The organism is Microbacterium sp. KRD172, assembly GCF_017168295.1.
Lineage (GTDB): Bacteria > Actinomycetota > Actinomycetes > Actinomycetales > Microbacteriaceae > Microbacterium > Microbacterium profundi.
This window is the reverse complement of the sequence record NZ_JABFAS010000002.1, coordinates 1,018,357-1,038,454: the sequence shown is the minus strand read 5'-3', so window position 1 is coordinate 1,038,454 and position 20,098 is coordinate 1,018,357. Positions and strand designations below refer to the sequence as shown.

Annotated in this window: 22 protein-coding genes and 1 tRNA gene; 9 read left to right on the top strand and 14 right to left on the bottom strand. The window is 67.2% G+C overall.

Going from position 1 to position 20,098, the window contains the following annotated elements; translation table 11 throughout:
- Positions 1 to 41: 41 nt before the first annotated feature.
- Positions 42 to 452 (top strand): peptide-methionine (R)-S-oxide reductase MsrB, encoded by a 411-nt coding sequence (gene msrB / locus J1M43_RS05300; protein ID WP_033106659.1) that lies wholly within the window; start codon positions 42 to 44, stop codon positions 450 to 452.
- Complete coding sequence (locus tag J1M43_RS05295; protein WP_033106658.1) at positions 449 to 1,009, top strand: nitroreductase family protein; 561 nt, start codon at positions 449 to 451, stop codon at positions 1,007 to 1,009. The genes msrB and J1M43_RS05295 overlap by 4 nt, the downstream gene beginning before the upstream one ends.
- On the opposite strand, the gene J1M43_RS05290 is transcribed toward J1M43_RS05295, so the two are convergent.
- The gene (locus J1M43_RS05290) at positions 1,010 to 1,954 is read right to left on the bottom strand and encodes a DMT family transporter (protein ID WP_206476154.1); all 945 of its coding nucleotides are present in this window, start codon (positions 1,952 to 1,954) and stop codon (positions 1,010 to 1,012) included. It lies immediately after the preceding gene.
- 64 nt (positions 1,955 to 2,018) lie between these two features.
- Between J1M43_RS05290 and J1M43_RS05285 the strand changes: the two genes are divergently transcribed.
- Positions 2,019 to 2,645, top strand: a complete 627-nt coding sequence (locus J1M43_RS05285) for an SOS response-associated peptidase family protein (RefSeq protein WP_206476152.1) — start codon at positions 2,019 to 2,021, stop codon at positions 2,643 to 2,645.
- A 9-nt stretch (positions 2,646 to 2,654) separates the two neighbouring features.
- The gene (locus tag J1M43_RS05280; protein WP_206476150.1) at positions 2,655 to 3,929 is read left to right on the top strand and encodes a cation:proton antiporter; all 1,275 of its coding nucleotides are present in this window, start codon (positions 2,655 to 2,657) and stop codon (positions 3,927 to 3,929) included.
- 12 nt (positions 3,930 to 3,941) lie between these two features.
- Here the strand turns inward: J1M43_RS05280 and J1M43_RS05275 are convergent, their stop codons facing one another.
- Positions 3,942 to 4,667, bottom strand: a complete 726-nt coding sequence (locus J1M43_RS05275) for a tyrosine-protein phosphatase (RefSeq protein WP_206476148.1) — start codon at positions 4,665 to 4,667, stop codon at positions 3,942 to 3,944.
- A gap of 66 nt (positions 4,668 to 4,733) precedes the next feature.
- Between J1M43_RS05275 and J1M43_RS05270 the strand changes: the two genes are divergently transcribed.
- Positions 4,734 to 5,039 carry a hypothetical protein gene (locus tag J1M43_RS05270; RefSeq protein WP_033106654.1) on the top strand — a complete coding sequence of 102 codons (306 nt, stop codon included), beginning with the start codon at positions 4,734 to 4,736 and terminating at the stop codon, positions 5,037 to 5,039.
- 19 nt (positions 5,040 to 5,058) lie between these two features.
- On the opposite strand, the gene J1M43_RS05265 is transcribed toward J1M43_RS05270, so the two are convergent.
- Together J1M43_RS05265 and J1M43_RS05260 are read right to left on the bottom strand one after the other, a co-directional pair.
- Positions 5,059 to 5,134, bottom strand: a tRNA-Thr gene (locus J1M43_RS05265).
- 45 nt (positions 5,135 to 5,179) lie between these two features.
- On the bottom strand, positions 5,180 to 6,133 hold the full coding sequence (locus J1M43_RS05260; RefSeq protein WP_033106653.1) for a thioredoxin domain-containing protein: 954 nt from the start codon (positions 6,131 to 6,133) through the stop codon (positions 5,180 to 5,182).
- 216 nt (positions 6,134 to 6,349) lie between these two features.
- Between J1M43_RS05260 and J1M43_RS05255 the strand changes: the two genes are divergently transcribed.
- On the top strand, positions 6,350 to 7,456 hold the full coding sequence (locus J1M43_RS05255; protein ID WP_033106652.1) for an ABC transporter ATP-binding protein: 1,107 nt from the start codon (positions 6,350 to 6,352) through the stop codon (positions 7,454 to 7,456).
- Positions 7,457 to 7,523: 67 nt separating this feature from the next.
- Positions 7,524 to 8,828, top strand: a complete 1,305-nt coding sequence (locus tag J1M43_RS05250; RefSeq protein ID WP_033106651.1) for a DUF4032 domain-containing protein — start codon at positions 7,524 to 7,526, stop codon at positions 8,826 to 8,828.
- A gap of 18 nt (positions 8,829 to 8,846) precedes the next feature.
- On the opposite strand, the gene J1M43_RS05245 is transcribed toward J1M43_RS05250, so the two are convergent.
- The 5 genes from J1M43_RS05245 to J1M43_RS05225 are packed head-to-tail and all read right to left on the bottom strand — an operon-like array spanning position 8,847 to position 13,659.
- Positions 8,847 to 9,485 carry an NAD(P)-dependent oxidoreductase gene (locus tag J1M43_RS05245; protein ID WP_206476146.1) on the bottom strand — a complete coding sequence of 213 codons (639 nt, stop codon included), beginning with the start codon at positions 9,483 to 9,485 and terminating at the stop codon, positions 8,847 to 8,849.
- Positions 9,486 to 9,497: 12 nt separating this feature from the next.
- The gene (rlmB, locus tag J1M43_RS05240; RefSeq protein WP_033106649.1) at positions 9,498 to 10,508 is read right to left on the bottom strand and encodes a 23S rRNA (guanosine(2251)-2'-O)-methyltransferase RlmB; all 1,011 of its coding nucleotides are present in this window, start codon (positions 10,506 to 10,508) and stop codon (positions 9,498 to 9,500) included.
- Entirely contained in the window at positions 10,501 to 11,940 is a 1,440-nt protein-coding gene (cysS, locus tag J1M43_RS05235) for a cysteine--tRNA ligase (protein ID WP_206476144.1), read from the bottom strand. The genes rlmB and cysS overlap by 8 nt, the downstream gene beginning before the upstream one ends.
- A 9-nt stretch (positions 11,941 to 11,949) precedes the next feature.
- The gene (gene ispD, locus J1M43_RS05230; RefSeq protein WP_206476142.1) at positions 11,950 to 13,140 is read right to left on the bottom strand and encodes a 2-C-methyl-D-erythritol 4-phosphate cytidylyltransferase; all 1,191 of its coding nucleotides are present in this window, start codon (positions 13,138 to 13,140) and stop codon (positions 11,950 to 11,952) included.
- A 36-nt stretch (positions 13,141 to 13,176) separates the two neighbouring features.
- Positions 13,177 to 13,659 carry a CarD family transcriptional regulator gene (locus tag J1M43_RS05225; RefSeq protein WP_033106646.1) on the bottom strand — a complete coding sequence of 161 codons (483 nt, stop codon included), beginning with the start codon at positions 13,657 to 13,659 and terminating at the stop codon, positions 13,177 to 13,179.
- 134 nt (positions 13,660 to 13,793) lie between these two features.
- Between J1M43_RS05225 and J1M43_RS05220 the strand changes: the two genes are divergently transcribed.
- Positions 13,794 to 14,273 carry a hypothetical protein gene (locus tag J1M43_RS05220; RefSeq protein ID WP_033106645.1) on the top strand — a complete coding sequence of 160 codons (480 nt, stop codon included), beginning with the start codon at positions 13,794 to 13,796 and terminating at the stop codon, positions 14,271 to 14,273.
- A 77-nt stretch (positions 14,274 to 14,350) separates the two neighbouring features.
- Here the strand turns inward: J1M43_RS05220 and J1M43_RS05215 are convergent, their stop codons facing one another.
- Both J1M43_RS05215 and J1M43_RS05210 read right to left on the bottom strand, forming a co-directional pair.
- On the bottom strand, positions 14,351 to 15,034 hold the full coding sequence (locus J1M43_RS05215; RefSeq protein ID WP_188437158.1) for a response regulator transcription factor: 684 nt from the start codon (positions 15,032 to 15,034) through the stop codon (positions 14,351 to 14,353).
- The gene (locus tag J1M43_RS05210; protein ID WP_033106926.1) at positions 15,031 to 16,251 is read right to left on the bottom strand and encodes a cell wall metabolism sensor histidine kinase WalK; all 1,221 of its coding nucleotides are present in this window, start codon (positions 16,249 to 16,251) and stop codon (positions 15,031 to 15,033) included. Before J1M43_RS05210 ends, J1M43_RS05215 begins: the two co-directional genes overlap by 4 nt.
- A gap of 198 nt (positions 16,252 to 16,449) precedes the next feature.
- Between J1M43_RS05210 and phoU the strand changes: the two genes are divergently transcribed.
- A complete protein-coding gene (gene phoU / locus J1M43_RS05205) occupies positions 16,450 to 17,178 on the top strand; it encodes a phosphate signaling complex protein PhoU (protein WP_033106643.1) in 729 nt (242 codons plus the stop codon).
- A 75-nt stretch (positions 17,179 to 17,253) separates the two neighbouring features.
- Here phoU and J1M43_RS05200 read toward each other — a convergent pair whose 3' ends face one another.
- The 3 genes from J1M43_RS05200 to J1M43_RS05190 are packed head-to-tail and all read right to left on the bottom strand — an operon-like array spanning position 17,254 to position 19,788.
- Complete coding sequence (locus J1M43_RS05200; RefSeq protein ID WP_206476140.1) at positions 17,254 to 18,003, bottom strand: phosphoglyceromutase; 750 nt, start codon at positions 18,001 to 18,003, stop codon at positions 17,254 to 17,256.
- A gap of 55 nt (positions 18,004 to 18,058) precedes the next feature.
- Positions 18,059 to 19,183: a folate-binding protein YgfZ gene (locus J1M43_RS05195; RefSeq protein ID WP_206476139.1), complete on the bottom strand. Its 1,125-nt coding sequence runs from the start codon at positions 19,181 to 19,183 to the stop codon at positions 18,059 to 18,061.
- A gap of 2 nt (positions 19,184 to 19,185) precedes the next feature.
- Positions 19,186 to 19,788, bottom strand: coding sequence for an FABP family protein (locus tag J1M43_RS05190; RefSeq protein ID WP_206476137.1), 603 nt, complete (start codon positions 19,786 to 19,788; stop codon positions 19,186 to 19,188).
- Positions 19,789 to 20,098: the final 310 nt, after the last annotated feature.

Here is a 20,098-nt window from a genome sequence, read left to right as displayed (position 1 = left end):
GTGCGCAGGAGGGGCAGAATGGAAGGGACTCAGGAGGCACGATGGACTACAGCGTGAAGAAGACAGAAGACGAGTGGCGCGCAGAGCTCGGCGATGAGCAGTACTCGGTGTTGCGACAGGCGGCCACAGAGCGCGCGTGGACGGGCGAACTGCTCGACGAGAAGCGTGCCGGCCTCTACACATGCGGCGCGTGCGGCGTCGAGCTGTTCAAGAGCGGCACCAAGTTCGATTCCGGATGCGGTTGGCCGAGCTTCTACGAGTCGATCCGCCCTGACGCCGTGCAGCTGATCGAGGACAACACCCTCGGCATGCAGCGCACAGAGGTGCGGTGCGCGAACTGCGGTTCGCACCTCGGGCATGTCTTCCCCGACGGGTTCGGCACCCCGACCGGTGACCGCTACTGCATGAACTCCCTGGCGCTGAACTTCACCCCCGGCGACGCCGAGGCGTGAGCGCGCTCGACGCCGTCAGGGCGCGGCATTCCTGGTCGAAGGTCACAGACGACGCTCCGACCCGTGAAGAGCTGCTGACGCTGGTCGCCGCCGCAGGGCGCGTCGCCGACCATTCGTCACTGCGTCCGTGGCGCCTGATCGAACTGCGCGGCGACGATCGCGTGGTGCTCGGCAAGGCGATCGCCGAAGCCGAGGGCGACAAGAAGCCCTCGTCCAAGCCGTTGCGCGCTCCCCTGCTGATCGCGGTCGTGGCGAGTTTCCGCACGAGCAGCAAGGTGCCGCGCTGGGAGCAGGAGGCCGTCGCCTCGGGCGTCGCGCACACCATGAGCCTGCTGCTCGACGACGCCGGGTGGGGCGTCTTCTGGCGTACCGGCGAGTACACGCGCTCGAAGGCGGTCGCCAAGGCGCATGGGCTACACAAGGACGAAGCGCTCCTCGGGTGGCTCTACGTCGGCGGCAAGCCCGCAGGCAAGAAAGCGGGGCGCCGCAAGAGCGTCGACGCCCGTGCGATGCTGACCCGGATGCCCGCGAAGACGAAGAAGAAGCCGGCGAAGTAGTCAGCGCCGGCGACGCCGCCAGGGCAGCGCCACCACGACGGAGGCCACGGCGACGGCGACCATCAGGGCGAGCTGCCAGTGCGCGGGGCCGGATGCCGGGGGCCAGAGCAGATCGATGGCCACCGAGGCCGTCAGCTGCCCGAGCACGGAGCCGAGGCCGAGCAGCAGCACCCCGGTGTGCGCGACGATCGCGGCACCGAGCAGGATGTAGGCGAAGCCCAGCAGTCCGCCGAGGTACAGCCACGGTTCTACGGGGAGCGCATTCGGCATCCCTCGCACCCCCACACTGACCGAAGCCGCGACGATGAGCACGGCTGTACCCGCGACGAAGCTCATCAGGGTCGCCGACATGGGCGAGCCGACGCGCTGGGCGAGGCGCCCGTTCGTGGCCGCCTGCCATGCGATGCCGACACCAGCGGCGAACGGCAGCAGGAGAAGCCAGAGCGGCGTCCGCGAGATCACGTCGCCGCTGAGCGAGACGCCCACAGCAGCGAGCGCGAACGCACCGCCGAGGACGCGCCCCGGAGTCACCGCGACGACTCCGGCGGGTCCGAAGCCGATCCGATCGAGGACCAGCCCATGCACCGTCTGCCCTGCGACGACGCCGACGGTGAACAGGGAGACGCCGAGGACGCCTGCCGTGACGCCCTGCGTCGAGACGGTGAGCGCCCCGCAGGCGCCGCCCAGCAGCATCCAGTTCGGGATGGTGCGTGTGCGGATGCCGCGCCAGAGGCGTACGGCGCCGGTACGCGCCGATGGGAGCGCGAGCGTGACCACGATGAGGACGATGAGCCCGGTGCCGAAGGAGACGAGCCCGGCGACGATACCGTCATCGATGCGAACGCCGAGCACCCCGTTGATCCGCGCCTGGATCGCAGTCATCGCGCCGATCGCGACGGCTCCACCCAGTGCGAGGGGCGCGGGAAGACTTCGGGTCGCGGTCACTCGAGCACACTACCCGAGCGTTCACCCCTGCTCGAGGTCGCCGGTCGGCGCTACTCTTGCTCACATGTGTGCGAGCTACGGACTGGATCCCCGATTCACTGATGCCGAGCTGCTTGCCGAGGCGGATGCCGATGTCATCGAGGGGCTGCGCGACTGGGCTGAGCAGAACGCGGGCGAGACCCTGCGCCCCACGGGCAAGAACCTGCGCAATCTGAATCCGCTGGTCGTTCCGGGTGGCGACGCCGCCGCGCTGGAGCCGGCGTGGTGGGGCTACCTCGTGGACGGCGAGCCGGCGAAGTTCCCCTCGATCAACACCCGCTCCGAGCGTCTTCAAGAGCGTCCGGGTGGGCTGAGGACCCGCGCGATCGTGCCGACGACCGGGTGGTTCGAGATGCAGAAGCCGGCCAGGCTCTGGCACGAGTTCGCCCTCGACAACCAAGCACTGTTCGGCATGGCCGCCGTGACCCAGCGCGGACGCACCCCGGACGGGGAGTGGATCACGTGCTACTCCATCGTGATGGCGCCGGCCGCCGATCATCTCAAGGAGTTCCACGACCGGATGCCTGTGCTCATCCCGCCTGGAATGAGTCAGGAGTGGCTGACAGGCACGCCGAGCCGAGAACTGATCGACGAGGCGATCCTCGCCTCGGGCGAACTGGCTGAGCGCATCACCGTCTCGGCACGACCCTAGGCGTCGGCCATGCCGCATCTCGTCCTGATCGGGCTCGCCGCGATCCTGCTCTGGTCTCTGATCTCGCACCGCTTCGAGCGCTGGGGCGTCGCCGGGCCGATCGGCCTGGTGCTGCTCGGAGCCGTGACGGTCATCTGGGACGTCGACTCCTTCGGCACCGCGATCGATTCTCCGATCTCCGAGAAGATCGTCGAGGTGATCCTCGCGATCCTGCTCTTCGCCGATGCCACCGAGGTCAAGGGCGGCATCTTCGGTCGCGAAGGAAGGGTGATCGCTCGCCTCGTGCTCATCGCGCTGCCGTTGTCGATCGTGTTGACGGTCGCGACAGGCATGCTGCTCATCCCTGACACCGGTCTGCTCGTGCTTCTCGTCGTGGCGTGCGTGATCCTGCCGATCGATTTCGCGCCGGCCGCATCTCTGCTTCGCAATCGACGACTCCCCGCGCGGTTGCGTCAGTTCCTGAACGTGGAGAGCGGCTACAACGACGGACTGATCTCCCCCGTCTTCGGCATGTCGCTGGCGCTGGCCGTCATCTGGTCGACCATTGTGCGCACCCCGGAGTCCGATATCACCGACGACGCGCTCGAGGGCCCGGCGATCCAGTTCATGGACGCATTCATCAACGCCGTTCCGTCGACCGTGATCGCCGTCGTGATCGGCATCGTGCTGGGTACCGGAATCGGATACCTCGTGCGCATCGCGCGTGCACGGCTCATCGCAGACGCACTCGGCGCCCGCTACGTCATGCTGATCCTCCCGCTCATCGCCTACGGGGTGGCGAGCATCCCGATCTTCAACGCGAATGGCTTCGTCGCCGCTTTCGTGGCCGGGATCGGATACCGGTTGACACGTACGAGAGGTCATCGATCCGAAGGGATCGACCGCAGCGAGCTGCTCCTGGTGGAGGAAGTGGGGGCTCTGGCCGCGAACTTCGTGTGGTTCGTACTCGGCGGAGCCACGCTCCTGGTGATCACGTCGGGGATCGACTGGTGGATGCTGCTGTTCGCCGTGCTCGCGCTGACTCTGCTGCGCGTCGTCCCGGTGTACCTGTCGCTCATGGGCAGCTCGGTGGGCAGGCGCGACCGGCTTCTGATCGGCGCGCTCGGCCCGCGCGGCACGGCGTCGATCGTGTTCGGGCTGCTGGCGTACAACGCGCTCCCCGAGGACGAGGGCGTGGCCGTGCTGACGATCATGGTCGCCACCGTCGTCGGCAGCATTCTGCTGCACGGACTGGCCGCGCCGCTGCTCGTGAATCGGCGAAAGGTCGGCGAAGAGATCGCCTGACGCCGCTTCGCGTCAACCGGTGCGGGGAAGCAGTGCCTCTCGCAGCTGGTCGCGCACAGCGCCGTCGACGCCGGCCTGCTGCAGGTAGGCCAAGGCACCGCCGTGTTCGCGGTCGAGCCAGTCGAACGTACCGCTCAAGACCGCGGCCGGCGATCTCGTCAGCACCTCCATCAGGTTGTCCGTCATCGGTACGCGGAAGCGCCGGATCTTGCGCAGCATCCGCTCTGTCCACTCTCCCGAGAGGTTCGCCGCAGTGGCCGAGTAGTCGGCGAGGATGATGTCGCGATCGATGTCGAGCGCGGTGAGGATGAGCGCCACGACGAGGCCGGTGCGATCCTTGCCGGCGGTGCAGTGCACGAGGACAGGGCCGTCGGTCGACGCGACTGCGCGGACGACGCGCCCGAGATCGCTCTGATGACGGCGGAGCACGGTCTCGTAGATCTCCTGCAGGGTGAGGGTGCGCGGATCGAACGCGCGCGGAGCGCCATCGATCGGCACGGATAGCCGGGTCGCGCCCGTCCCACGGAGCCGGTCGCGCCCGCCGATGCGCCGGTCGAATGCCGAACGAAGGTCGATGACCTGCCGGATGCCGAGCTCGTGCAACGTGCCGCGTCCCTCGCGGGTGAGCCGGTGCAGTGCGTCGGAGCGGTACAGCATGCCGGGTGTCAGCACGCCAGGAGCGACCTCGCGGAAGTTGTGCGTGCCCGCGAGCTCGAGGCGGTTGACGGGCTCATCCATGCGGTCATGCTATCTGCGACGTTGCAGCCGTGAGCTATCGTGAGCGTTCATACACGGAGGGTTTCCATGTCATCTGAACAGAACGGCTCCCGGCCGCGCGCTCTGCGCGACGGCACGGCAGAACCGCGGTTCGCGGCCCGCTACGCGACGATCGATGAGGTCGCAGAGCTGCTCGGAGTCACACCCGTGTCACTGCGCCAGACGATGCGCCGCCGCGATGCGGGTGATGCGTCATCCGCCAGCGATGCATTCATCGATCCGATCGGCAATGTCTCGGGATACCTGTGGGATCGCGACGACCTCACACCCGAGGCGATCGCAGCCTGGCACGATCGGCCGCGGCGCGGGCGTAAGCCGAACAGCGCGCGATGACGCTGCGACCCACGAAGAATGGAGCCGACTACGGGATTCGAACCCGTGACATCCTGTTTACAAGACAGGTGCTCTACCAGCTGAGCTAAGTCGGCGAACGGGTCCAGTTTAGCGAGAGTGGAGCACGTCTCCGAACCGGGCTACTCCGCGGGTGTCTCTGTCGGGGCCGGAGTGTGCGTCGGCGCCTGGGTCTCGTCGGTCTCGCTGGCCACTGTCAGCACGAACTGCGCGAACTCGGCAGGATCCTTCAGGGAGCCGACGTAGGCCTCGCCGTTCACGACGATCATCGGAGCGCTCGTGAGCACGAGATCGTCGGAGCCGACGAGTGGGCCTTCGAGGGCACGCGAGGTGGCCTCCTTCGCCCAAGAGACGAAGTCTTCCTTCTCGATGCACTTGCGAACGACCTTGGGGTCATCGACGCCGACCGCCTGGGCGAGGTCGGCGAGTTCGACGTTGGACCGGCCGTTGGTGTCGACCTCGGGCTGGTCGACGAGCAGTTCGTTGTTGAACGAGTAGAACTGCGCCGGAGAATACGTGGACACGCACGCCGCCGCCGCAGCCGCACGCAGCGAGTACTTCGTGCCGTTGGAGCTGGCAGTGAGCATCGACACCGGGTGATATGTCACGGTGACGGCATCCTCGTTGATCCAGCCCGCCAGCTGGCGCGCATTCGCTCGCTCGAACTCTCCGGCACCGGGCGAGAGGTAGTCGACATAGATGTGCACATCGACGGCCGCAGCCGATGCCGTCGGCTGCGGTGTCGGATCAGGCGTCTCGGTCGCGCCGGACGTCGTCTCCTCCGGAGCCGGCGTCTCAGGCACGTCCTCGGCACCGACGTTCGGCGCCGAGTTCACGACGATGCCGTCGGAGTCCATACCGCTCGGACTCATGGTCGGCTCCGATACCGATGAGTTCACCGCCATCGCCACCGCAGTGCCGATGGCGCCCACCGCGACGACGGCGACGGCACCGACGATGATCCGTCGCATGATCCGCGCCCTGGACTGCTTGGCGTGCACCTGCTGGGCCTTTTCCCGAACCGCCTCACGGGAGCTGCGAGGGGAGGGGACGTTCGGCGTTTCGTCGCTCGACATCGTTCCTCTTGAAAGTCGTGGTGGGGACGGGCTCCCCGATGTCCTCTGCACAAGCAGGACCGCAATCGATGTTAACCAGTCAGGCTGGGAAATACCCAGGTGCCTCCCCTCCGTGCCATACTTGACTCGGCCCGAAGGCGGGCCACGGTGGCTCATACCCACCGCATCCATCACAACGGATCGTCCGGCACGTACCTGCCGGTGAAGGAGAAAACAATGGCATCTGTCACTTTCGACGCGGCCACGCGTCTGTACCCGGGCGGCACCCGCCCAGCAGTCGACAAGCTCGACCTCGAGGTCGCTGACGGCGAATTCCTCGTCCTCGTCGGCCCTTCCGGCTGCGGCAAGTCCACGTCCCTGCGCATGCTCGCCGGCCTCGAAGAGGTCAACGACGGCCGCATCCTCATCGGCGACCGCGATGTCACCGACGTACCGCCGAAGGACCGTGACATCGCCATGGTCTTCCAGAACTACGCGCTGTACCCGCACATGACGGTCGCCGAGAACATGGGCTTCGCCCTGAAGATCGCCGGCGTCAACAAGGAAGAGCGCGCAGCCCGCGTGCTCGAGGCCGCCAAGCTGCTCGACCTCGAGGAGTACCTGACTCGCAAGCCGAAGGCCCTCTCGGGTGGTCAGCGTCAGCGCGTCGCCATGGGCCGCGCGATCGTCCGTCAGCCGCAGGTGTTCCTCATGGACGAGCCGCTGTCGAACCTCGACGCGAAGCTGCGTGTGCAGACGCGTACGCAGATCGCTTCCCTGCAGCGTCGCCTCGGCGTCACCACGGTCTACGTCACGCACGACCAGACCGAGGCCCTCACCATGGGCGACCGCATCGCCGTCCTCAAGGACGGTCTCCTGCAGCAGGTCGGCACCCCGCGCGACCTGTACGAGAAGCCGGAGAACGTGTTCGTCGCCGGCTTCATCGGCTCGCCTGCCATGAACCTCTTCTCAGCTGACCTTGCAGAGGGTGGCGTGCGCTTCGGCACCGAGGTCGTCGGACTCGACCGCGACACCGTCGGCCGCGCGAACGGCAGCCAGGTCACGGTCGGCGTCCGCCCCGAGGACATCGTCGTCGGCCCCGCCGACGGCAAGGGCCTCTCGGTCACGGTCGACCTCGTCGAGGAGCTCGGTGCTGACGGCTATCTCTACGGCCACACCGACATCAACGGCAAGCGCACCGACCTGGTCGCTCGCGTCGACGGCCGCAGCCACCCGAATGCCGGCGAGACGGTCACGCTCGCGGCATCCGTCGGACACGTTCACGCGTTCGACATCGAGTCCGGTCTGCGTCTGAACGACAAGCCGGTCGTCTCGGCCTCGTAAGTTCCATCGCACACGGCGCGGGCTGACCTTCGGGTCACCCGCGCCGTGTCGTTTCCCCGGGAGCCACATGCAGGACGCACTGCGCATCACCGCCAGCAAGGTCAACCCTGAGCTGCTGTCGCTGCCCTGGTCGACTCCGCTCGCGAAATGGCCATCTGAGCGCATCGTCTCGCTGCCCAAGGGTCTCTCCCGGCACCTCGTGCGATTCGCCGATCTGTCCGGCCGTGTCGTCGCCGTCAAAGAGACCACCGCCGAGATGGCGCAGCGCGAGTACGACATGCTCGGCAACCTCGCACGCCTCGACGTGCCATGCGTGGATCGCGTCGCCGTGATCGCCGGGCGCTCGGACGACGCAGGTACTCCGCTTCCGGCTGTACTGGTGACATCGCACCTGCGCTTCTCCATGCCCTACCGGGCGCTGTTCACGCGCGTCCTGCGCCCCGACACCGCCACCCGACTCGTCGATGCCCTGGCGCTGCTGCTCGTCCGGGTGCACAACGTCGGCTTCTACTGGGGTGACGTCTCGCTGTCGAACACGCTGTTCCGTCGCGACGCCGGCGCCTTCGCCGCCTACCTGGTGGATGCCGAGACCGGCGAACTGCACGAAGAGGGCCTCACGGAAGGACAGCGCCTCTACGACCTCGACCTCGCCCGCACGAACATCGCCGGCGAGATCATGGACCTCGCAGCCGGCGGGCGCCTGGAGCACGGAGTGGATGCGGTCGCCATCGCCGACGGCATCGTGTCGTCGTATCACTCGCTGTGGGCGGCGCTGACCGCAGAGGAGTCGTTCTCGGCCAACGAGACCTGGCGCATCACGGAGCGCGTCGAGCAGTTGAACGCGCTCGGCTTCGACATCGATGAGATGTCGATGACGACCACCGGAGACGGGACGGTCGTGGAGATCCAGCCGAAGGTCGTGGATGCCGGTCATCACCAGCGCCGCCTCATCCGGCTCACCGGGCTCGATGTCGAGGAGAACCAGGCGCGTCGGCTGTTGAACGACCTGGATGAATTCCGTGCACGCTCCAAGAAGGAGTGGGCGGATGAGGAGATGTACGCGCACGAGTGGCTGACCAGGGTGTTCGAACCCGTCGTGCGGGCGATCCCGTACGAGCTGCGCGCCAAGCTGGAGCCGGCAGAGGTGTTCCACCAGGTTCTCGAGCACCGCTGGTACCTGTCACAGGCCAACGACCGCTCAGTGCCGCTGGCAGAGGTGCTCACCTCGTACATCAACGATGTGCTGCGCCATCGCCGCGACGAGGCCACGATCATGGGCCCGCCGACCGAGACCATGTCGCTGCCGGTGATGACCGGCGCCGTGGCGGTCGCCGACGACACCGGTGAGGTCGACTGGCGCGACCTCGTCTGACGGCCAGTAGCCGACGCCTCAGTAGCCGACGGCGAAGTTCTCGCGGTGGTGCTTCGGGTTCTCGATCTCATCGACGAATGCGACACCGAGATCTCGTCCGGAGATGAACGACTCGCCCGCGGCATCCGTCACCAGGACCGGCCCGCCGTCGCGGTACGTGCCGGTGCGCTCACCCGGTGCCCAGTTGCCGAAGCCGCCGGCCGGGTGCACGAAGAACCAGTCCTTGCCCTCCGGCGCCCCTTGAAGGTCCTCCAGCACGCCGACCGCCTCCATGGCTTCGGCCTTGAACTCCTCAGGGAAGCCCGCATCCACGAGCCGAGGACCGCCCGGTGCGACCAGGCTGCCGCCCGCTCCCCCGACGACGCCGAGACGCACGCCGTCGGGCAGCGCCGCGAACAGCTCCGCGGTCGCCGGACGCACCTTGCCGATCATGTCGCCACGCGGCGAAAGCGCCTGGATGACGACGTCGACCTCTTCGATCTGGGTGAGCAGTCCTGGCACGTCGAGGATGTTCCCTTCGACGTACACGGCGCCTTCCACCCGCTCGGTCGGCACGGAACGCGCCAACGAGACGACGGAGTGGCCGCGCGAGACGGCCTCGGCGACGATGTTCGAGCCGGCGTAGCCGGTTCCTCCGATGACGGCGATACGAGCCATGATTTCTCCCGACTACTTTCCGGCGAGCTGCGCCCGCACCGTGGCGACCTGATACAGCGCGACGGATGCCGCGATGCCTGCGTTCAACGATTCCGTGGCCGCCGAGATCGGGATCGAGACGATCTGGTCGCAGTTCTCCGTCACGAGACGCGAGAGACCCTTGCCCTCTGAGCCGACGACGATCACGACGGGGCGATCGGCGAGTGCGAGGTCGGGCAGCGACACATCACCGCCGCCGTCGAGGCCGATCACGAACACGCCCTGCTTCTTGAATTCCTTCAGCTGCGTGGTCAGGTTCGTCGCCATCGCCACGGGGATGCGGGCGGCGGCACCGGCGCTCGTCTTCCATGCCGCGGAGTTCACGCCGGCCGAGCGACGCTGCGGCAGGATGATGCCGTGCCCGCCGAACGCGGCCGTCGAGCGGATGATCGCTCCGAGATTGCGCGGATCGGTGATGCCGTCGAGCGCGACGAACAGCGGCAGCTCACCGCGACCTGAGACCAGTTCGAGCAGATCCTGCGGGTGCGCGTACTCGTACGGTGGGACCTTGAGCGCGACACCCTGGTGCACTCCATCGAAACCGGCCATACGGTCGAGTTCCTGCCGCGTGACCTCCATCACGGGGATTCCGCGATGCGTGGCGATCGAGAGCATCTCCTTGACGCGGTCGTCCATCTCGACGCGCTGCGCGATGTAGAACGCCGTCGCGGGGATCTTGGCGCGCAGCGCCTCCAGCACCGAGTTGCGTCCGGTGACGTTCTCGGTCTCGTCGCCGGCCTTCGCCTTGGACGAGCGGTTCTGGCTGCTCGCGTTACTGGGACGTCCACCGGGCCTGCCCTTGCCGCCGGATGCCGCAAAGCGTTCGGCGGCGGCCTTGCGCTTGCCGGCCGGGTGCCAGGCTCGATCCTCCGCCTTCGGGGTCGGTCCACGGCCCTCGAGCGACTTGCGCCCGAGTCCGCCGGTGCCCTTGAGAGGGCCCTTCTTCTTGCCGTTGCTTGCGCCGGGGCGCTGTGGCTTAACCATCAATACTCCAATGAGTTCCGTCTGCTGTGTCTTCAAGAGCGATGCCTGCCGCCGCGATCGCGTCGCGGATGCGGTCGGCCGTCGCCCAGTCCTTGTCGGCCCGTGCCTGAGCGCGCTGCGTGATCATGGTCTGCACGAGGGCGTCGAGAGCGGATGCCTCGGCGTCAGCATCACCGGATGCCGCGGATGCCGCATCCAGCCCCAGCACCTGGATCATCTCGCGCACTTCATGCAACGCCCGTTCGGCGGCCGCATCGTCGCCGTGGTCGAGCGCCTGGTTTCCACGTCGCACCCGATCGTGCACCACGGCCAGTGCCTGCGGCACACCGAGGTCGTCGTCCATGGCTTCCGCGAACTCTCCGGGGATCAACGAGATGTACTCCACGGCCTCGTCGTCCAGGTCGCGCCCCCGCCGCCGCATCTCGTTGCGTTCGGCTGCCCGCCCCGCCCTCTCGACGAACGAGTGGATGCGTCCGAGGGCAGCCTCTGCCTCTGCCCATGACGACTCGGTCAGATCGAGGCTCGATCGATAGTGCGCGGCGGCGAGCGCGTAGCGCACGACGAGTGGGTCGTGCGCGGCGAGCACGTCGGCTGCGAGTGTGAAGTTGTCGAGCGACTTCGACATCTTCTGCCCGTCGACGGTCACCAGGCCGTTGTGCACCCAGTACTGCGCGAAGCCTTCGCCTGCCGCCGTCGACTGCGCGAGCTCGTTCTCATGGTGCGGGAAGCGCAGATCGAGCCCACCCCCGTGGATGTCGAACTCTGATCCGAGGTAGCGCCTGGCCATTGCCGAGCATTCGATATGCCAGCCGGGTCGGCCAGCACCCCACGGCGAACTCCACATCGCGTCGGCGGGCTCATCTGGTTTGGAGCCCTTCCAGAGGGCGAAGTCCTGCGGATTGCGCTTGCCTCGAGGATCGGCATCCTCAGCAGCCTCCATCGCGTCGACGGACTGATGCGTGAGCGCACCGTATTGCGACCACGATCGCACGTCGAAGTACACGTCGCCCGAGCCGTCGGGCGCGGCGTAGGCGTGCCCGCGGCCGATCAGAGTCTCGATGAGCTCCTGCATCTGAGGAACGGATGCCGTCGCATGCGGCTCGTACGTCGGAGCGAGGATGCCGACGCCGGCATATGCCGCCGTGAACTGCTGCTCCATCCGGTACGCCAGCGCCCACCACGGCTCACTCGCGGTGGCGCCGGCGAGAACCTTGTCGTCGATGTCGGTGACGTTGCGCACGAAGGTCACACGACCGAATCGATGTGCGAGCCAGCGGCGAAGGAGGTCGAAGCTCAGGGCCGCGCGGACGTGACCGATGTGAGGGCCGGATTGCACCGTGGGTCCGCATACGTACATCGTGACGTTCTCGGGGTCGAGAGGCACGAAGTCGCGCAGCTGCTGTGCGCGTGTGTCGTAGAGGCGGAGAGTCACTGCACCAGACTACCCGGGGTATATGAGCGCGACCGCTGTGACGGCGACGCCTTCACCGCGGCCGGTGAATCCGAGGCCGTCAGTCGTCGTCGCGGTCACGGCGACGGATGCTCCGCCGAGTGCGGCAGACAGTGAGCGCTCGGCTTCACCGCGACGCGCGCTGAATCGCGGACGGTTTCCCTGGAACTGCACCGAGACGTTGCCGATCACGAAACCCGCCTCTGTCACGAGTTCGGCTGTGCGTGCGAGGAAGACATCGGCGTGCGCACCGGCGTACTCGGGATGCGAGGTGCCGAAGTGCTCGCCGATGTCACCGAGTCCGGCAGCGCCGAGCAGGGCATCGACGATGGCATGCGCGACCGCGTCGCCGTCGGAATGGCCAGACAGCGGCTGCTCACCCGGCCATTCGAGCCCTGCCAGCCAGAGGTTCCCTTCACCACCGAACGCGTGCACGTCGGTGCCGACGCCGATGCGGGGAGCAGACACGCCCGCCGGCTCCGCCCGCACGTCGAGGATCTGTCGCGCGCGCGCAAGGTCGCCCGGCGTGGTGATCTTGAACGCGCGTTCTGAACCGGCGATGTGTCGCACGGGATGCCCCGCTGCCGCGAACAGCGCAGCGTCGTCGGTGTATTCGATGCCCGATGCCGAAGCGGCGGCATACGCCGCTTCGAGAAGCGCTCGAGGAAAACCCTGCGGGGTCTGGGCAGCGGCCAGCTCCGACCGATCCACCGCAGCGACGACATCATCCCCCTCCACGCGCTTGAGCGTGTCGATGACGGCGATCGCCGGGATCACTCCGGCATCGACGGTCACTGCCACGGCGACGGCGTCGATCTGGGCCGATGGTGTCAGAGCGCGCGCGGCATCGTGGACGAGGACCGTGGTGATGTCTCCCCACAGCGCCGCAAGACCAGCAGCGACGGACTGCTGTCTGGTCCCCCCACCGATCACGACACGACCGAGGTCGCGTCGATCCCCCGCGGCTGCGAGCAACTCGGTCTCGGCATCCCCCTCGTGCCCCGAGGGCGCGACGACGACGACCTGCGCGACCTGAGCCGCGAAGACGCCGTCGAGCGCATGCCTGAGCACCGTGTGCTCGTCGATGCCGACGAACGCCTTGGGCGCGACAGCGCCCAGACGTGTTCCGGAACCCGCCGCGACGACGATGATCGCCGTCGCGGGCACAGGGATGAGAGTCACACGCTCAACACTAGCGAGGCCCGAAGGCCTCGGCCATCAGGACGCAAGGACCTCGTCGAGCAGCGCCCCGGCCTTGTCCTCGTCGCACTTCTCGGCGAGCGCGAGCTCGGAGATGAGGATCTGACGCGCCTTCGCGAGCATGCGCTTCTCACCCGCGGACAGACCGCGGTCCTGATCGCGACGCCACAGGTCGCGCACGACCTCGCTCACCTTGATCACATCGCCGGAGGCGAGCTTCTCGAGGTTCGCCTTGTAACGACGTGACCAGTTCGTGGGCTCTTCCGTGAACGGAGCGCGCAGCACCTCGAACACGTGATCGAGACCCTCCTGGCCGATGACGTCGCGGACACCGACGAGGTCGACGTTCTCTGCAGGAACCTCGATGATGAGGTCACCCTGGGTGACGTTCAGCTTCAGGTACTTCTTCGTCTCGCCCTTGATGACGCGATCCTTGACCTCGATGATCGTCGCGGCCCCATGGTGCGGATAGACGACCGTCTCGCCAACTTCAAAAAGCATAAAATCGTGTCCTTTCGGCAACCTCCAGAATACCACAGGCGACATGCACTAAGGTTTGCTCCGCACGGCCACGTGGGCACCCCTCGCGTACCCATAGAATGGATGCGGATATCCCAAATCTCCCAGGAGGACTCGTGAAATCGCGCCTTGTAGCGTCTGCCGCCATCAGCGCCCTTGTTCTGCTCGGCGCCACGGGATGCACGTTCATCACCCCGCAGTCGACTGAGATCGCGTACTCAGCATCCGACGGCGTGAACATCGCCGATTCCGACGGTCCGCTCGAGATCCGCAATGCGATGATCATCGCGACCGAAGACGGCGCCACCGGCAACCTCATCGCCGCGATCGTCAACCCGACCGACAAGCCCGCGACACTCACCGTCGAGATCGAGGGTCTCGATCCCCTCACCCTGCGGGTGGGCGCGGGAGACACCGTGAGCCTCGGCGCGAACGCCGAGCCGCTGCGCATCGACGACCTCGACACGATGCCCGGCGCCACGATCAAGATCTACTTCCAGTCGGGCGACGCCACCGGTACTGCTGCAGACGTGCCCGTCCTCGACGGCGCTCTCTCGTACTACGCCGATCTGGTCCCGCAGGAGGACGACGCCTGATCGGGCGTTACCGCGCTCTTCACGCAGAGAGGCCGGTCACCCCATGGGTGCGACCGGCCTCTCTGCGTCTGCGGATATCAGCCCTCGAAGCGGTATCCGAGTCCGCGCACGGTGACGAGCATGACCGGCTCGCCCGGGTTCTCCTCGATTCGGGAGCGGATGCGCTTGATGTGCACGTCGAGCGTCTTGGTGTCGCCGAAGTAGTCGCTGCCCCATACGCGGTCGATCAGCTGACCGCGAGTGAGCACTCGACCTGAGTTGCGCATCAGCACCTCGAGCAGCTCGAACTCCTTCAATGGCATGTTGATCTCCTCACCGGAGACCGTGACGGTGTGCCGATCGATGTCGAGCGTGACGCGCCCGCCGTCGAGCACGCGCTCATCGAGATCGCTGTCGGCCTGCACCACACGGCGCAGCACGGCGCGCATGCGTGCGAGCAGCTCACGGGACGAATAGGGCTTGGTGATGTAGTCGTCCGCGCCGAGCTCGAGCCCGACGACGATGTCCACCTCCGAGTCCTTCGCCGTGAGCATGATGATCGGAACCGCCGAGGTCGAGCGGATCTGCCGGCACACCTCGGTGCCCGGCATGCCGGGAAGCATGAGATCGAGAAGGACGATGTCGGCACCTCGCTCTCTGAACGCCGTCAGCGCGCCGGGGCCGTCCTCTGCGATCTCCACCTCGTAGCCTTCACGACGCAGCAGATAGGCAAGGGGGTCGGCGAGATCGGGTTCGTCCTCGACGAGAAGAATTCGGGTCATACGGTCTCTCCGTTTCGGGCGCGCACTGCCGCGGCCTTGGCCGCCTTCTTGGCGCGCTTCTTCTTGTTCTTGCGGTCTGTCGTGTCGGGCATCGGAGCATCGATCCGAGGCAGCACCATGGTGAAGGTCGATCCGCGACTCGGCCTCGACCATACGCGCACCTCACCGCCGTGACGCTGCGTGGCGTGCTTCACGATCGAGAGTCCGAGCCCCGTGCCGCCGGTGCGCCGCGAGCGAGCCTCATCGGCGCGATAGAAACGCTCGAAGATGCGCTCCCGATCCGACTCCGAGATGCCGATGCCCTGATCGGAGACGGCGATCTCCACTGTCTCCCCTTCGATCTTGACGCCGACGCCGACGCGCGAGCCGGTCGGAGAGTAAAGGATCGCGTTGGCGACGAGGTTGCCGACCGCCTCGATCAGGATCTGCAGATCGCCGCGGACGAACACTCCCCTGTCGCCTCCGCGCATGAGCTCAACGCCGGCGGAATCGGCCTGCACGGCGTGAGCCTCGATCGACGCGGCGACGACCTCGTCGATGGCCACCGGACCGAAGTCGTTGGCGCCGTCGGCGGTCTGAAGACGCGAGAGACTCATGATGCGTCCGGTGAGCTGTCCGAGCCTTGTCGCCTCGGCAGAGATGCGTGACGCGAAGATCCGCACCTGCGCCGGATCGTCGGCGGCGGACTCGATGGCTTCGGCGAGCAGACTCACGGCCCCGACAGGGGTCTTCAGCTCATGGCTGGTGTTGGCGACGAAGTCGCGGCGCATCTGGTCGAGGCGCTCCTGCTCCGTCACATCGCGGATGATCAGCAAGGTGAGGCGCGCCGCCAGCTCGCTCGCCCTGGCGGACACCAGCCGCGGATCGAGGCTGACCCCTGGACGCGTGATGCGCATCGTCTCGGTGGATGACGCGCCGATCGAGCGGACCGTGCGCACGAGTTCTCGCAGCTCCGGGTTGTCGAGCGTCGCCCCGACCTCGATGCCGAAGCGCGCAGCAGCATGGGAGATGGCCAGCACGAGTCCGGACGAGTCGATCACGCACGCCGCATCGTCCATGCTCTCGAGAACGTCGACCGTGCCCTGCGGAACCGTCGTGGACGATTCCTCCACCACCTTGGCGCGAGCACGGTACGCCCAGAAAACGAGCACGGCCAGCCCTATGCCGATCGCCAGCCCGACGGCGAGGGCGAGCAGCGCGATCTGCGGCGTGGTCATGTCACCAGCGTAGAGTGCGTTCACCTCGGCTCTGGCGGGTTTGCGCGCCACAGCGGATGCAGGCGAACTAGTATTCACGTGCTGGGCACCGTTCGTTAACCTTCGACGAACACAATCAGCAAGGGCGTGCGCACATGGCAGCGCCCCGTCATCAGCCGGCCAGACCACCCGAGCTCCGAACGAAAGGTTGCGCCGCTCATGCGTGAACTCTTCCACCAGTCCCTCGAGGATGTGCAGTCCCGTCTCGTGGAGATCGCCGACCTCGTCAACGTCTCCATCGACAAGGCCACCCGCGCCTTCGCCACGGGCGATGTCGCGCTCGCAGAAGAGGTGATCGCCGACGACGCGAAGATCGACGAGCTCGCGGTGAAGCTCGACGAGCAGGCCATCGAGATCCTCGCCCGTCAGCAGCCCGTCGCACGCGATCTGCGCATCGTCGTCTTCGCGCTCCGAGTGAGCGCGTCCCTCGAGCGCATGGGCGACATGTCGGAGCACATCGCCCAGCTCGCGCGACTGCGCTTCCCCGAGCGCGCCATCCCGAAGGGTCTGAAGAGCACGTTCACCCGGATGGGTGAGCTCGACGTCGAGATCGCGCGTACGCTCAGCGAGCTCCTGCGCACCCAGGATCTGCGCTTTGCAGACGAGATCCGCAATTCGGATGACGACGTGGACGAGTTGCACGCCAAGGTCTTCGAGAAGGTGCTCAGCGACAACTGGAAGGGCGAGGCGGGCGCCACCGTCGACGCGACCCTCGCGAGCCGCTATCACGAGCGCTTCGCCGATCACGCGGTCGCCATCGCGAAGAAGGTCGTCTACCTCGCGACCGGCGACTGGGCGGTCGACGAGGAAGACATCGCCCTTGCCGCTGCAGAGGCGGAAGCTCAGGTGGCAGAAGTTCAAGATCCCGACGGCAAGGGCCTCGCCTGACCCAGGTCCTCCGGTTTAATGAAGGAACCCCCTGCAGATCTCTGCAGGGGGTTCCTTCGTCGAGCGTGACGGGTGTTACTTCTTGCCCTGGGAGGCGACAGCGGCAGCGCCTGCGGCTGCGGCCTCGGGGTCGAGGTAGCGGCCGGGGCCGGTGGGCATGTTGTTCTCGTCCAGTTCGTACACCAGCGGGATGCCGGTGGGGATGTTCAGCTCGGCGATCGCGTCGTCGCTGATGCCGTCGAGGTGCTTGACCAGGCCGCGCAGCGAATTGCCGTGTGCTGCGACGAGAACCGTCTTGCCCGCATCGAGGTCCGGCACGATCGCGCCCTCCCAGTAGGGCAGCATCCGGTCGATGACGATCTTCAGCGACTCGGTGCGAGGCACCTCTCCGTCGATGTCGGCGTACCGGGGGTCATTCACCTGACTGAATTCACTGTCATCGTCGAGCAGGGGCGGCGGCACATCGAACGAGCGACGCCACAGCTGGAACTGCTCAGGACCGAACTCCTCGAGCGTCTGCGCCTTGTCCTTGCCCTGCAGCGCGCCGTAATGGCGCTCGTTGAGGCGCCAGGAGCGCGTCACCGGGATCCAGAGACGGTCGGCGGCGTCCAGCGCGATGTCGGCGGTCTGGATGGCGCGGCTGAGCAGGGAGGTGTGCAGCACGTCGGGCAGCAGACCGGACTCTGCGAGCAGCTCACCGCCGCGACGGGCCTCGTTCTCGCCCTGCTCGGTGAGGCGGACATCCACCCAGCCGGTGAAGAGGTTCAGTTCGTTCCACTCGCTCTGGCCGTGGCGGAGCAGGATGAGGGTGCGCGTCGCAGTCATGCGTTCAGTCTATGAGGTCTGGGACAATCGTGGCCTGGGATGCCGTGGCACCCGGTCAGGCGTTGCGCGGATCCTGACCGGCCGGGCGCCGCGAGAGGCGCGTCAGGCGTGGCACGTCGGCCGTGGCTCCGGCGTCGGCCGGAACGATCACCTGCTGCGAGGCCGCGATGTCGGCGCCCTCCGCCTTCACGATCAGGTCGCCGATCGGCGCCCTCCGCGACAGGATCGCGAGGGCGATCGGTCCGTCCTCATGATGCCGCGCCACGGACGTGATGCGACCGACCTCGTCTTCGGCCGCGAACACGGCGTCGCCAGGTGAGGGAAGGACGTCATCGCTGCCATCGAGCTGCAGCGCTGCGAGGCGGCGTGGAGGATGGCCGAGGTTGTGCACCTTCGCCACGGTCTCCTGGCCGCGATAGCATCCCTTGCTCAGGTGCACCGCGCTGCGGATCCAGTCGGATTCGTGCGGCAGCGAGCGCTCATCGACCTCGCTCGCCCAGCGGGGACGCCAGGCGGCGACGCGCAGAGCCTCTGTTGCGAGGATGCCTGCGACGCCCACCGCGGTTTCGTCGATCAGACCGACTGCGGATGCCGCGGCATCCGCATCGACGATCGCCACCCGCCACTCGTACGAGGCGGACGGGTGCTGTTCGATCGTCGCGTACTGGTGGCCGCCCAGCTGCACGGCAGCCCACGGGTCGGCCCACACGAGGGCGGTGCCGTTCGGCGTGAGTGCCAGCCCACGCACGACGGCCTCGGCGTCGCCGCCGGCGAAGAAGCCGACCAGGTCGAGTTCAGGGCGAACGGCGACGGTCACGCGGGAGCGGAACACCATGCGCTGCAACCAGGTCGCGAGCGATTCGGCATCCGCGGCATCCGCGATCAGCCAGACCGACGAACCGTCCTCCAGAACACCGGCGGCGTGCTCGACGCGCCCCTGCGGATCGAGGATCAGCAGTTCGGTGCTGTCGCCGGCGCCGAGGCGGGCGACCGACTGCGACGTGATGGAGTCCAGCCAGCTCAGGCGGTCTTCTCCCGCGACCTCGATGACGACACGATCGCCGAGAGGCGCCACTGCGGTGCCGGCGACGAGTCGTCGCTGCTCGCGGATCGGATCCCCGAAATGGAGAACGACCTCGTCTTCTGACACGGCGCCGGGCAGGGCGGAGAAGGCGCTCATCGTCAGACCTTCGCCAGACGAGCCGACGCATGCGAGGCGAGCTCGGATCCGAGCGCTGCGATGTCCCAGGCCCACAGCAGATGACCTTCGACCAGGCCGTACATACGACTCGCCGCGCCGTACTCCTTGCCGCCGGCGCCGCGCACGATCGCGTCAGTCGCGATGTCGATACGGGGCCCGTTGATCTCGCCCAGATACAGCTCGAGCGTGCCGTCCGAGTGCGCGAGGGACACCTCGATCGGGAACCCGCCCGAGTCGGCTCGCAGTCGCTCGACGTCGTCTACCGTGCGCGCAGGTATGCTCTCGATGGGCGGCAGCAGGGCCGGCCCAGGATCCGCCGCAGTGGCGGGCCGGGAGAGGCGCCAGAATCCGGACTCGGCGACCAGCGCGACCGACGACTCGCCCTCGGCGACCGCCATCCATCCCGTGGCCGAATAGTTCAGGTACCCGGCGCCGTCGTGACTGAAGCTGACGCGATGCGTGAACTCGCCCTCGAAGCGGTGGCCGTCAGCGGTGTACTCGATGACGCCCGTGCCTTCCCACACGCCGATGAGCCAGCTCAGCGGGGCAAGATCTGCCGGGAGGTCAGTGGGAAGCTCGAGCATGGCGCTCTCCGATCAGCAGTCGTCTCGGATCAGCGCTGACCGCGGAAAAGGTTCCACAGCACGGTGCCGGCCACGAAGGCGATCGCGAGACTCGCAAGGCCCAGCAGACCGATGAAGAAGAGTTCGAGTGCGACGAGATCCATGACCCCCACTCTACCCCCGGGGCGGGTGCACGGCGGCGAGCCCGGGTTCTAGTTCGAGGTGCAACGTGGTGTGGCTTGGCTTGAGCATAGTTCGTTGAAGATCTCGGCGGGGGTTGCCCAGCCGAGGACTCGGCGGGGTCGGTTGTTGATCTCGGTGACGATCTCGT